The following is a 12180-nucleotide window of genomic DNA, read 5'->3' as shown; positions in this document are numbered from 1 at the left end:
CTCGCCACTCACACCTCAGTACACCGAGACGCCGGCCGCTAGAGCCTGCGCTACCGACCGTTCTGCTGATGGAGAGTGAAAAATGACTGTTGTTCTGATGACCGACGTGGCCACGCTGCGTCAACGCGCGCGCCAGCACATTGAAGAAGGCGCGATTACCGAGGGCTACTCGGCCAACCGCGAAGAAGTGATCAAGCTGCTTAACACCGCGCTGGCCACCGAGCTGGTGTGCTACCTGCGTTACAAACGCCACTACTTCATGGCAACCGGCCTGAAAGCCAGTGCCGCTGCCGCCGAGTTCCTTGAGCACGCTCAACAAGAGCTGGCGCATTCGGACCAGTTGGCCGAACGCATCATGCAGCTGGGCGGCGAGCCGGACTTCAACCCAGCAAGCCTGACCGAGCGCTCCCACGCCGAATACGTGGAAGGCGCGACGCTGAAAGAGATGATTACCGAAGACCTGGTGGCCGAACGTATCGCCATCGACAGCTACCGAGAAATCATCAACTACCTGGGCAACGACGACCCGACTTCGCGCCGCCTGTTTGAAGAGATTCTGGCGCAGGAAGAAGAGCATGCCGATGATTTGGCGGATTTGTTGAAGGATTCTTGAGGATAGGCGTTTCGCCCGGCCCTCTCCCCCAGCCCCTCTCCCGCAAGCGGGCGAGGGGAGCTAACCGAGTCGCTGCTCGATTCCCCTCTCCCTTTGGGAGAGGGGCTAGGGGAGAGGGCCGGGGCAAACGTAGAACTAAAAATCCCCCCACAACTGCTGCGCCACACTCAACGCCACCACCGGCGCCGTCTCCGTGCGCAACACCCTTGGCCCTAACCGCGCCGCGTGAAATCCGCGCCCTTGCGCCTGCGCCACTTCAGCATCCGACAACCCACCTTCGGGCCCAATCAGAAACGCCAGTGACTGCGGTTTGTCATGGCTGGTCAGGGGCTCTGCCACCGGGTGCAGCACGAGTTTCAAGTCGGCCTGGGCCTGCTCGAGCCACTGCGCTAAAACAACCGGCGAATGAATCACCGGCAACACCGAACGCCCACACTGCTCGCACGCACTGATCGCCACCTGCCGCCAGTGCTCCAGGCGTTTGTCTTCGCGCTCGCCTTTAAGGCGCACTTCGCAGCGTTCGCTGACGATGGGCGTGATCTCGTTGGCGCCCAATTCGGTGGCTTTCTGAATCGCCCAGTCCATGCGCTCGCCGCGAGACAACCCCTGACCCAAATGAATATGCAGCGGCGATGGCGCTTGCCCCGGCAGCGCCTCGCGCAGTTCCACGCGCACGTTCTTCTTGCCTACTTCAATCAGCTCGCCAAGAAACTCCTGGCCGCTGCCGTCAAACAGTTGCACCGCATCGCCAACGGCATGGCGCAGCACGCGGCCGATGTAGTGCGCCTGGGTTTCTGGCAGGTCGTGCTGGCCGATGGAAAGGGGGGCATCAATAAAGAATCGGGAGAGGCGCATGGCGAAAACGGCAGTCGGCGATAGGGGCGGCAAGCATAGCCCAGAGCGTGTTTGAAATTCTCGTTCGCGCACGCGGTGCGCGCTTCAAATAGCCGGGAAAAGTTCATCGATGCTCCGGTAATACTTCGGATAACGCTAACTAATGTAAGTGTTTTGAAGTCTACGAAAGTTGATTAACTGAATGTCGAAAGCGTGCACACGATTTAATAGGAAAACACTTGTTTATCAGCTGTATAGATCGCTTTCGGTGCGCTAAAAAGTGCCGTTTTATGACTTGTCCGACCCGACAAATTACATCTCGGTCGTCAACTTTCCGCGCCACGAGCGTTGGCGTAATAGCACGTCAATGTGTCGTGAATTGAACAGGGCGTAACGCGCGAACATGGGGCAATGAATGGGGCTTTTGTTAGGCCCATGGGTAACTCGGCCAGCGGCGCGGATTGCATCTCCCACCGCGAAGACTGAGCGAGCGGGCGGCCATCGCTGGGTGCATCAGGTGGCCGCCACGCTCAACCCATTTGAATGACGCCCGGGCGCTGGTGCGGGTGCATGCCGACACATTCACTTCATGGGGACAACACAATGAGACTGAAACACACCGCAGTGGCACTGGCTGTGGCCAGCGCCAGCGTTTTCACCTTGTCGGCAGCGCAGGCGGGGCAGGCCGACTCCAAGGGATTCGTGGAAGACAGCACGCTCGATCTGATTTCACGCAACCTCTACTGGAACATGGACCGCCACGACCGGGGCACCGGCGATAACCGCGAGTGGGGCCAAGGCTTTCAGTTGGACTACGTGTCCGGCTTCACCCAGGGCACCGTAGGTTTTGGCGTCGACATGAGCGCCTACGCCGGCATTAAGCTCGACAGCGGCGGCGGCCGTGCCGGCTCGAAAATGTTCCCGCAGGATTCCGACGGCAATTCCGAAGACGACTTCTCGTCCCTGGGCGGCGCGGTGAAAGTTCGCCTCTCCAACACCACGCTGAAATACGGCGACCTGCGCCCGTACAACCCGGTTATCGCCATGGCCGATGCGCGCTTGGTCCCGGCCACTGCAACCGGCTTTCAACTGGACAGCGCCGAAGTTAAAGGCCTGAAAGTCGACGCCGGTCACTTCACCTCGTCCAAAGACAACAATCAGTCCGGCAGCCACGACGGTTTCTATGCGGGCTATGCCGGCAAGGAAGGCGGCGATGTCACCTTTCTCGGCGCCACGTACAGCATCACCGACACCCTCAGCGTCACCGGCTACGGCTCCGAATATGAAGACCTGTGGAAGCAGTACTACGGCAACGCCAACTACGTGATGGCGCTGAGCGACGACCAGTCGCTGAGCTTCGACTTCAACATTTACCGCACCCTCGACGAGGGCAAATCGCTGGCGGGCACCATCGATACCACCGCCTGGTCGTTCGCCACCGGCTACACCATTGGCGCCCACACAGTGACGCTGGCCTTTCAGAAAAACCACGGCGATCAGCCGTTCGATTATCTGGTACTGGGCGGCGGAATTTTCCAGGACTCCATCTACCTGGCCAACTCCATGCAACTGGTCGACTTCAACGGCCCGCGCGAAGAGTCCTGGCGCCTGGGGTACAACCTGAACATGGCCACCTACGGCGTGCCGGGGCTGACCTTCTACGCCGGCTATACCCGTGGCGACAATGTTGACGGCAGCCACATGGATGCCAGCAGTCCTTACAACTACTACGCCGACAACGAGAAGCACTGGGAGCGGGATATCTCGGTGAAATACGTGGTGCAGGACGGGCCGGCGAAAGACTTGTCCTTTCGCGTGCGGCAAGCCACGCACCGTATTTCCGGGACTTCGGATGTGGATTCCGATCAGGTTCGGCTGATCATCGAGTACCCGTTGAGCATTTTGTAAGGGCTGAAAAGCATCGAGGCTGAAGCCTCTCCTACAGGTTCACGTTTTCTGTAGGAGAGGCTTCAGCCTCGATCTTTCCACGGTGAATGGCGCTTAAATCGGCAACGCCATATAAAACTGCGAACCTTTGCCGGGCCGCGAATACACGCTGATTCGCCCGCCATGCAACTGCACGATTTCCTTGCACAAGGCCAAGCCCAACCCGGCGCCGCCTTTGCGTTTGCCGATCTGCACAAACGGCTCGAAAATTCGCGCCTGCTGGCTGAAGTCGATGCCTTCGCCGAAGTCCTGCACGCTGATAATCAGGCGTTCACCGTGACGCCGCGCTTGCACCTGAATTTCGCTGCCGCTGATGCTGTGGCGCAGGGCGTTGGCAATCAGGTTATCGAGCACGCGCTCGATCTGCTGGCGATCGATATTCACCTGCGTCAGCGGTTCCAGCACTTCCACCACGATATTGATGTCGCGCTCGCTGGCTTTGGCGGCGAAGCGTTGTTGCGTTTGGCCGATCAGCTCGTGCAGGTCGCACGGGGCGCGCTCCAATTTTTGCAGGCCGTTCTGGTAGCGCGAGAAGTTCAGCAAGTCGGTGATGAGCTGCACCAGGCGCGCCATCTCTTCGTCCACGGTGCGGATCAAGTCTGCTTCGCGCGATTCCTCGCCGAACTTCAACCGTTCCTGCAACAGACTGAAGGCCATGTGCATGCCCGTCACCGGCGTGCGCAGCTCGTGGGAAGCACGCAGCACAAACTCCATGCGAATGCGCTCGAACGCGCGCTGTTCGGTGACATCGCGCAGCACCATCACGGCGCCCACGGTTCGGCCGTCGATGTGATGCACCGGGGTCAGCGCCCACGCCAGCAGGCGTTTTTCACCGGCGGTTTCAATCAGTAAATCTTCCGGCACCTGCTCCAGTTGTTTGCCGCTAAGCACCAGGCTTACGGCTTCGTCCAGCTCCGGGCGGTTGATCACCGAGCCGAAGCTTTTGCCCAGCAGGTCGTGCTCCCAGAACAACTGGCGGATAGCAACCGGATTGGCGTGCTCGATGTCGCCGTTGACGTCGATGATCACCAGGCCGTCGTCGATGCTGTCGAGCACGGCTTGCAGGCGTTTCTGGCTGGCTAGCAAGGCCTCGACGTTGGTTTCCTTGAGCTGGCGCAGGGCATCCGCCATCAGCCCGAAACGGCGGCTGAGCAGGGCCATTTCGCTGACCGAAGACACCGGTAACGCCACGTCGAAATCGCCCTGGCTGATTTTGTCGGCCGCAGTGGCGAGCGCTTCGATGGGGCCGCCAAAACGGCGGGCGATGCTTTGTGCCGTCAGCAGCCCAATGAGCAGCACGGCACCGCCCAACAGGCTCAGGAGCAGGGCGATCAGCCTGGCCCGATCGCGTGCCTGGGCTTCGGCCATGGTCACGTTGTTAATGGCGACCTGCTGCACTTCGAGCATTTGCTTGCGCACGTCGTTGAAGGCCTGGCTGACGGTGTTGTCGTCGTTGACGCCGCCGTTGGCCGGGTCGGCCTTGTCGAGCGTTACCTGAAACTCGCTGTAGGCTTTCTCAATGCGCTCAAACCCTTCACGGTCGTGGCGGTTTTCCAGGTCCAGGCTTTCTTCCAGCAGATTGCGAAATTGAGCCTGAGAAGCGCGCAGTGCCTTCATGTCCGGTTTAACGCTGAGCATGATGGTCAACTGGTCGCCAAAGCTGGTGCGCAGGCGTTGGCTGAGGTCGATGGTGGCGAAGCTGTTCTGGATCAGGCCTTCCTGGGTTTGGGCCATGCGCAACACGCTGACCACCCCCAGCAGCAAGCCCAACAGCGCGACGGTGATCAACGCTGAGAAGCTCAGGAAGAACCGCGTTCGCAGGGTCATGGCTGGCTTCATAGGTTGTACTGTTTGCGTTTGCGATAGAGCGTCGAGGCGTCGATGCCCAGGGTTTTGGCGGCTTGGTCAAGGGTGTCGCTGGTGGCCAACACGGCGGCGATGTGGGCTTTTTCCAGGTCTTCCAGGCTCAGGTCGGCGCCGACCCGTGGCGCGTTGCTGCTGGTGGGCGCGACCAGGCCGAGGTGGCTGACATCCACCAACTCTTGCGGGCAGATGATGCTTGCCCGCTCGATGACGTTGCGCAGCTCGCGAATGTTGCCCGGCCATTGATAGTCGAGCAGGGCGTTGCGTGCTTCTTCGGTAAAGGCGCGGGCAGGGCGCGCGTAGTCTTTCACAAAGCGGGCGAGGAACCGCTCGGCCAGCATCAGCACGTCGTCGGCGCGCTCGCGCAGCGGCGGCAGCTTGAGGGTGATGACGTTCAGGCGATAGAGCAGGTCTTCACGAAACTTGCCTTCGCGCACCATGGCGTCGAGGTCGAGGTTGGTGGCCGCGACGATGCGCACGTCGGCGCGACGGGTCACCGGGTCGCCGACCCGTTCGTATTCTTTGTCCTGAATAAAGCGCAGCAACTTGGGTTGCAGGCTCAGGGGGAAGTCGCCGATTTCGTCCAGGAACAGGGTGCCGCCATCGGCCTGGCTGACGCGGCCGAGGGTGCTTTCGCTGGCGCCGGTAAACGCGCCACGGCTGTGACCGAACAGCTCGCTTTCCATTAACTCGGCAGTGAGCGAGGGGCAGTTGATGGTGACCGAGCCTTTCTTCGAGCGTTGGCTCCAGCCGTGAATGGCGCGGGCCAATTCACCTTTACCGGTACCGGATTCGCCAAGGATCAGAATGTTGGCGTCGGTGCCGGCCACCTGCCGGGCGGTTTCCAGCACGGCCATCATTGCCGGGCTGTGGGAGTCGAGGTCGTCGCCTGGCTTGCGCGCTTGGCCTTCCAACTGTTCAAGGCGCGCGGCCAGGGAACGGATTTCCAACTGCTTGGCGGCGACCATGCGCAGTTGGTCCGGGCTGCACGGCTTGACGAGGTAGTCGCTGGCGCCGGCTTGCATGGCGTCCACGGCGGTGTCGATGGCCGAGTGCGCGGTGACGATGATCACGCGCATCCACGGCGCTTGCAGGCGCATCTGCGCCAGCACTTCCAGGCCGTTGTCCTCACCCAGGCGCAGGTCCAGCAGGCACAGGTCGAACACCTGGCGTTGCAGCAGGGTGTCAGCCTGCATGGCGCTGGTCGCGGTGGCTACGGTGTAGCCCTCGTCTTCCAGGCAATAGCGGAACGTACGAAGAATTGCCGACTCATCATCGACCAATAAAATGCGGCCATTTTTCGGGCTGGGAGCTTCCATGTGTGTTCTCAGATCGGTTGCAGTGAGCGTTAGTCACGGAAAGTACGGGCAAGTTCGTGCAACTTGCACGGTGGATTTAAACCCATCCTGCAAGCTGCATGGCGGAGCGTCTCGCTTGGACTGACTAACCCGTTGTTTTTAAACGAAATAAAAAGTTTTAAAAAGCTGGCACAGCGCTTGCGATATCCCTTGCAACAGGCCAAGAACGGCCCTAGACCGAGAGGAAATCATCATGAGCAGTCGCACCAGCCAACTGAACGAACTGATCGAAATCACCCGTGACGGTCAGCGCTTTTACGAGCACGCCCGCACCGAGGTCAAAGACCCGCAGCTGCAGGCCCTGTTTCGCGACATGTCGCAAGCCAAAATCCAGGTGATTCAGGCCCTGGCCGTGAAAGTAGCCGCCAACCATGAAACCCCCGCTCAGGGCGGCACCATGATGGGCAAGCTGCGTCAGGTTTACGCCGACACCAAAGCCAGCATGTCCAAAGATGAAGGCGCCGCTTACGTCGCCGAACTGGAAGATACCGAAGACCGCATCCTGCATGCCTTCGAAGACGCCATGGAAGATGCCGACCCGGATCTGCGCGCCGCCCTGGCCGTAGAAATGCCGAAAGTGCGTGCGTGCCACGACCGTATGCGTGAGCTGAAGCATTCGCTGAAGTAAGCCTGTTTCCGTGTGCGTTGGGCTGAGCCAAGCGAAGCCCAACCGCCCGCCACCGCAGGTTTTGTTTTAACCAGGCTGTACCGAATTTTTTAACGCAAGACGAAACAAGGAACCTGAACCAAGCCAGAAGGCCGTGGTTCCAACCCAGTAAGGGTTCCTGACAAACAGGGTTTCGAACCCGAACCAAACGTAAGGAGAGACATCATGTTGAGTTGGGCCATTACCTTTCTGATCATCGCCATCGTCGCAGCAGTGTTGGGCTTTGGTGGTATTGCGGGCACCGCAACCGGCATCGCGAAAATTCTCTTTGTCGTGTTCCTGGTGATGTTCGTTGTTTCGCTGATCTTCGGCCGTCGCGGTCGAGTCTGACGCCATCAGCGCCACACCAAAACGCCCTCGTTCGAGGGCGTTTTTTTATGCCTGCGTTTTAGCGCGCAGCCCTGCGTTTAAGGCTTGAAGTTGCGTGCATCTTTGGCCCAGACGTCCAGCACCGGGGCGAGGTCTTTCACCGTCAGTTGCGTGGTGTCGTTTTCCAGCCGCAGCCCGGTGCCCTTGCGGACCACTTCGGCGACCGGCTTGCCCGTCGCGCCATCCAGCGCCTGCATTTCTACAAAGATGGTGGTGTCTTCATCGCGCGTGCCCGCTGCCGCCGTAGCGGCCGCGACTGCCAGCGCGATCGGGATGACTTCATAGAACTGCAAACCCTTGGCCGAGGTGTCGACGGCGGTAATGGCTGAACGCAGCACTAAGGTGTCGGCGTCGGCTTGGTTGACGATGCGCAAACGGCCTGCCAGTTCGCGTTGCATGGCCTGTTGCAGGTAGTTGGCAATGTCATTGAGCGCTTTCTGACTGACCTGCTCATTGGGCTTGGGCGCCGGGTAGAACTGCGGCTTTTCCACCAGCACGGAGCTGTAGTGGTTGAGGTCCAGGCCCGGCTTGATCCAGCGCAGCACGGGCGCGCCACTGGCCGAGGTGGCCGGTTTAAGAATGGAATAGTCCGACAAAAAGCCCGAGTACTGCTCAGGCTGGGTGGTGGAGCTGGAGCAACCCGCCATGAGCAAAGCGCTGCTCAAGGCAAAACTGGCGATCAAGCGTTTAGTCATCCTTGAAACTCCTAAGCGAAACGTGAACCGGTGCGCACCGGCGGGCACTGCTGGCGAAGTGAGCCTAGCTGAGAAAAATGACCGTGCTGGTGCGGGTGTCGGTGGCAATGCAGCAAAGGGCGCCGCTATCATCCGCGGCACATCAAGAGGACGAACCATGCTCAACGGCTTGTGGCTGAGCTTTTTCATTGTTGCCGCCATTGCGGCGTTATCGCAGTGGTTGGTGGGCGGCAACGCCGGCGTGTTTGCGGCCATGGTCGAAGGCCTGTTCGCCATGGCCAAGCTCTCGGTCGAGGTGATGGTGTTGCTGTTCGGCACCCTGACCCTGTGGCTCGGCTTTCTGCGCATCGCCGAGAAGGCCGGCATCGTCGATTGGCTGGCCCGCATGCTGGGCCCGTTGTTCCGCCGCCTGATGCCCGAAGTGCCGCCGGGCCATCCGGCCTTGGGGCTGATCACCATGAACTTCGCCGCCAACGCCCTGGGCCTGGACAACGCCGCCACACCCATTGGCCTTAAAGCCATGCGCGCCCTGCAGGAACTCAACCCCAGCAGCACCACCGCGAGCAATGCGCAGATTCTGTTTCTGGTCCTCAACGCCTCGTCGCTGACCCTGTTGCCCGTGACCATCTTTATGTACCGCGCCCAGCAAGGCGCGCCCGACCCGACCCTGGTGTTCCTGCCGATTCTGTTGGCCACCAGCGCCTCGACGCTGGTCGGTTTGCTCTCGGTGGCGGTGATGCAGCGCCTGCGCCTGTGGGATCCGGTGGTGCTCGCGTACCTGATTCCGGGCGCCTTGCTGCTTGGCGGCTTTATGGCGCTGTTGGCCGGCTTGTCGGCCACGGCGTTGGCCGGCTTGTCGTCGCTGCTGGGCAACCTGACGCTGTTCGGTTTGATTCTGCTGTTCGTGCTGGTCGGTGCGCTGCGCAAAGTGCCGGTGTACGAAACCTTCGTCGAAGGCGCCAAAGAAGGCTTCGACGTCGCCAAAAGCTTGCTGCCGTATCTGGTCGCCATGCTCTGCGCCGTCGGCGTGTTGCGCGCCTCGGGTGCGTTGGATTTCGGCCTGGACGGCATTCGTTGGCTGGTTGAACAGTTGGGCTGGGATAACCGCTTTGTCGACGCCTTGCCCACGGCGATGGTGAAACCGTTCTCCGGCAGCGCGGCGCGCGCGATGCTGATTGAAACCATGCAAAGCCAAGGCGTCGACAGCTTCCCCGCGTTGGTGGCGGCGACGATTCAAGGCAGTACGGAAACCACCTTCTACGTGCTGGCCGTGTATTTCGGCGCCGTCGGCATTCAGCGCGCGCGGCACGCCGTGGGCTGTGCGCTGCTGGCGGAATTTGCCGGCGTGGTGGCGGCCATTTCGGTGTGCTACTGGTTTTTCGGCGGCTAACGGGCCGCACGACGAGACGCCATGCAGGCGACGGCACGCTGACTAAACTCAGCCCATCGCCAACGCGCTTTGGAGTGGGTTATGTCTCTACGTTCGGTCAGTGTGGGTCTGCGTAACTTCATCGGCTTTGGCGTGTTGACGCTGTGCTTGTTGGTCACAGGTGGCGTCGCGCTCACCGAGTTGTCGAGCCTGCGTACCGATTTGATGGAAGTGAAAGACGTCTGGATGGGCGGTCTGGACTTGATGGCCAAGATCAAATCCGACCGCCAACTGATGCGCCTGGATGAAAACGAAATCGTCGCTCAGCCCAACGAGTTGACGTCACTCGGCGCGGAAATCCGCACCATCACCGACCGCGTGCACGGCTACGACAAAGAGTACGAAGGCACGATTATTCTTGATGAAGACCGGCGCCTGTTCGGCGACTACGAAACCAAAAGCGACGCGTACGAAAACGCCCTCGACGCCGTGCTGGCAGGCATGGCCAGTGGCGGTGTGACGCCAGCGGTGGCAGCTCAATCCGAGCAAGCCTTCGATGCCTTGATTGCCTCGCTTGACGCGCTGATCGCCCTCAACAACCGGGGCGCGGCTGAAGCGGGGTCGCGTGCCGAAGCCAGTGCCAACAACGCCACCGTGACCTTCAGCCTGATTCTGCTGGCCAGCGTCATTTTCACCGTGATTGCCGCCGTGCTACTTAGCCGCAGCATCACCCGGCCGCTGGCGGTTCTGGCGGCATCGGCCGAGCGCATTGCCGCCGGCGACCTCAGCCAGCCGGTGCCGGCTGAAGGCGCCGATGAGGTGACCCACGTGCAGCGGTCACTCAGCGGCATGCAAGGCACGCTGCGGGAAACCCTGCTGAACATCCAGAACTCCGCCACTCAGCTCGCCTCGGCGGCCGAGCAGCTGCATGCAGTAACCGACGATTCTTCACGCGGCATCACCCGGCAGAACGATGAAATTCAGATGGCTGCTACGGCGGTGACCGAGATGTCCGCCGCTGTCGACGAAGTGGCGCGCAACGCCAACCACACCTCCGACACCTCACGCGAAGCCCAGGAGACCGCCCAGGCCGGGCGCGAGCAGGTAAGCAGTACGCGAAACACCATCGAGCAACTGACAGACCGCTTGAACATCACCTCCACTACCATCGCCACGCTCGCCGACGAGGCCATCGCCATCGGCCGTGTGCTGGAAGTGATCCGCACCATTGCTGAACAAACCAACCTGCTGGCCTTGAACGCTGCCATTGAGGCGGCGCGCGCCGGTGATCAGGGTCGCGGCTTTGCCGTGGTGGCAGACGAAGTGCGCGCGCTGGCCCAGCGCACGCAAACCAGTACCCAGGAAATTGAGCGCATGATCAGCGCCATCCAAACCGCCAGCCAGCAGTCGGTGAGTGCGATGGAACAAAGCAGCGAATACGCCAGCCGCAGCCAGATCATGGCCAGCCAGGCCGATAGCGCGTTGCAACTGATCGCCGAGCGCGTCAACCAGATCAACGACATGAACCTGGTGATCGCCAGCGCGGCAGAAGAACAAGCCAGCGTGGCCCGGGAAGTGGACCGCAACCTGGTCGCCATCCGCGACATCGCCGAACAGAACGCCACGGGCGCGCATGAGACGTCGGTGGCCAGTGATCAACTGGCTAAGTTGGCGAGTGATTTGAACGCGATGGTGCAGCGGTTTCGGTTGTAGCTAAGGGAGGAGGGTGGGCCAGAGGTCGGACCAGGTTGGGTTGGTGGATTCGATGAGTTCAATTTTCCACTCGCGTCGCCATTTTTTGAGCTGCTTTTCGCGGGCTATGGCAGTGAGCATGTCTTCATATACTTCGAAGTACACCAGACGGTGAGCATTGTAGGCGCTGCTGAAACCGGGAATGGCTGCGGTTCGATGCTGCCATATGCGTTTGACTGGATCTGAGGAGACGCCGATGTAAAGCGTGCCGTTTTTCTGGCTGGCGAGTATATAGACCGTCGGAATCCGTTCCATGAGGTTTGTTCGCGTGTGGAAGGGCGCTTAGGTTTATCGCCCGGCGCGGGATGGGGAATCGGCTAGATCCCTTTGTCCGGCGGAAGATTCTGGATCCCGAATCGTCGGACCGCCGCCTTCGCGAGGATGACGGTGAAGGGGCAAACACCTCCGTCATCCTCGCGAACGCGGGGATCCAGTCTTTGGAAGGAGGGTGCGGCGTCCGGCTCGCGGTAGTTTGCGAAGGGCATGAACGCAAGGCTTCTTTAACCCTCCGTCATCCTCGCGAACGCGGGGATCCAGTCTTTGGAAGGAGGGTGCGGCGTCCGGCTCGCGGTAGTTTGCGAAGGGCATGAACGCAAGGCTTCTTTAACCCTCCGTCATCCTCGCGAACGCGGGGATCCAGTCTTTGGAAGGAGGGTGCGGCGTCCGGCTCGCGGTAGTTTGCGAAGGGCATGAACGCAAGGCTTCTTTAACCC

Annotated in this window: 11 protein-coding genes; 6 read left to right on the top strand and 5 right to left on the bottom strand. The window is 60.7% G+C overall.

Translation table 11 applies throughout. The annotated features are described in order from the left end of the window. Positions 1-82: 82 nt before the first annotated feature. On the top strand, positions 83-613 hold the full coding sequence (locus AC0IW7_RS07740) for a ferritin-like domain-containing protein (RefSeq protein WP_122492092.1): 531 nt from the start codon (positions 83-85) through the stop codon (positions 611-613). A gap of 135 nt (positions 614-748) precedes the next feature. Here the strand turns inward: AC0IW7_RS07740 and AC0IW7_RS07735 are convergent, their stop codons facing one another. Then, entirely contained in the window at positions 749-1468 is a 720-nt protein-coding gene (locus tag AC0IW7_RS07735; RefSeq protein WP_471816877.1) for a 16S rRNA (uracil(1498)-N(3))-methyltransferase, read from the bottom strand. A 582-nt stretch (positions 1469-2050) separates the two neighbouring features. Here AC0IW7_RS07735 and AC0IW7_RS07730 point away from each other — a divergent pair. After that, positions 2051-3355 (top strand): OprD family porin, encoded by a 1305-nt coding sequence (locus AC0IW7_RS07730; protein WP_471816875.1) that lies wholly within the window; start codon positions 2051-2053, stop codon positions 3353-3355. Between the two features lie 93 nt (positions 3356-3448). Here AC0IW7_RS07730 and AC0IW7_RS07725 read toward each other — a convergent pair whose 3' ends face one another. Both AC0IW7_RS07725 and algB read right to left on the bottom strand, forming a co-directional pair. Continuing rightward, positions 3449-5233, bottom strand: a complete 1785-nt coding sequence (locus AC0IW7_RS07725) for a KinB sensor domain-containing domain (RefSeq protein WP_471816873.1) — start codon at positions 5231-5233, stop codon at positions 3449-3451. After that, complete coding sequence (gene algB / locus AC0IW7_RS07720; RefSeq protein WP_122492088.1) at positions 5230-6576, bottom strand: sigma-54-dependent response regulator transcription factor AlgB; 1347 nt, start codon at positions 6574-6576, stop codon at positions 5230-5232. Before algB ends, AC0IW7_RS07725 begins: the two co-directional genes overlap by 4 nt. A gap of 232 nt (positions 6577-6808) precedes the next feature. Here algB and AC0IW7_RS07715 point away from each other — a divergent pair, with 232 nt between their 5' ends. Continuing rightward, complete coding sequence (locus AC0IW7_RS07715; protein ID WP_122492087.1) at positions 6809-7243, top strand: PA2169 family four-helix-bundle protein; 435 nt, start codon at positions 6809-6811, stop codon at positions 7241-7243. Positions 7244-7447: 204 nt separating this feature from the next. Next, positions 7448-7612 (top strand): DUF1328 family protein, encoded by a 165-nt coding sequence (locus AC0IW7_RS07710; protein ID WP_110615871.1) that lies wholly within the window; start codon positions 7448-7450, stop codon positions 7610-7612. A gap of 77 nt (positions 7613-7689) precedes the next feature. Here AC0IW7_RS07710 and AC0IW7_RS07705 read toward each other — a convergent pair whose 3' ends face one another. After that, complete coding sequence (locus AC0IW7_RS07705) at positions 7690-8346, bottom strand: DUF3313 domain-containing protein (protein WP_471816870.1); 657 nt, start codon at positions 8344-8346, stop codon at positions 7690-7692. Positions 8347-8503: 157 nt separating this feature from the next. On the opposite strand from AC0IW7_RS07705, the gene AC0IW7_RS07700 reads away from it, so the two are divergent. Next, positions 8504-9736, top strand: a complete 1233-nt coding sequence (locus AC0IW7_RS07700) for a nucleoside recognition domain-containing protein (RefSeq protein WP_471816868.1) — start codon at positions 8504-8506, stop codon at positions 9734-9736. 81 nt (positions 9737-9817) lie between these two features. Continuing rightward, a complete protein-coding gene (locus tag AC0IW7_RS07695) occupies positions 9818-11428 on the top strand; it encodes a methyl-accepting chemotaxis protein (protein WP_471816866.1) in 1611 nt (536 codons plus the stop codon). Here the strand turns inward: AC0IW7_RS07695 and AC0IW7_RS07690 are convergent, their stop codons facing one another. Further along, positions 11429-11722, bottom strand: coding sequence for a GIY-YIG nuclease family protein (locus tag AC0IW7_RS07690; protein ID WP_471816864.1), 294 nt, complete (start codon positions 11720-11722; stop codon positions 11429-11431). Between the last annotated feature and the right edge of the window lie 458 nt (positions 11723-12180).

Source organism: Pseudomonas sp. AC229 (assembly GCF_979254655.1).
This window is presented reverse-complemented; position numbering and strand designations above follow the sequence as displayed.

What these genes read in the sequence shown, in the direction of transcription:
- AC0IW7_RS07705 (WP_471816870.1), bottom strand. Translation starts at nt 8,346, where the DNA reads ATGACTAAACGCTTGATCGCCAGTTTTGCCTTGAGCAGCGCTTTGCTC.
- AC0IW7_RS07740 (WP_122492092.1), top strand. Translation starts at nt 83, where the DNA reads ATGACTGTTGTTCTGATGACCGACGTGGCCACGCTGCGTCAACGCGCG.
- AC0IW7_RS07690 (WP_471816864.1), bottom strand. Translation starts at nt 11,722, where the DNA reads ATGGAACGGATTCCGACGGTCTATATACTCGCCAGCCAGAAAAACGGC.
- AC0IW7_RS07730 (WP_471816875.1), top strand. Translation starts at nt 2,051, where the DNA reads ATGAGACTGAAACACACCGCAGTGGCACTGGCTGTGGCCAGCGCCAGC.
- AC0IW7_RS07715 (WP_122492087.1), top strand. Translation starts at nt 6,809, where the DNA reads ATGAGCAGTCGCACCAGCCAACTGAACGAACTGATCGAAATCACCCGT.
- AC0IW7_RS07695 (WP_471816866.1), top strand. Translation starts at nt 9,818, where the DNA reads ATGTCTCTACGTTCGGTCAGTGTGGGTCTGCGTAACTTCATCGGCTTT.
- AC0IW7_RS07700 (WP_471816868.1), top strand. Translation starts at nt 8,504, where the DNA reads ATGCTCAACGGCTTGTGGCTGAGCTTTTTCATTGTTGCCGCCATTGCG.
- AC0IW7_RS07735 (WP_471816877.1), bottom strand. Translation starts at nt 1,468, where the DNA reads ATGCGCCTCTCCCGATTCTTTATTGATGCCCCCCTTTCCATCGGCCAG.
- AC0IW7_RS07710 (WP_110615871.1), top strand. Translation starts at nt 7,448, where the DNA reads ATGTTGAGTTGGGCCATTACCTTTCTGATCATCGCCATCGTCGCAGCA.
- AC0IW7_RS07725 (WP_471816873.1), bottom strand. Translation starts at nt 5,233, where the DNA reads ATGAAGCCAGCCATGACCCTGCGAACGCGGTTCTTCCTGAGCTTCTCA.
- algB (WP_122492088.1), bottom strand. Translation starts at nt 6,576, where the DNA reads ATGGAAGCTCCCAGCCCGAAAAATGGCCGCATTTTATTGGTCGATGAT.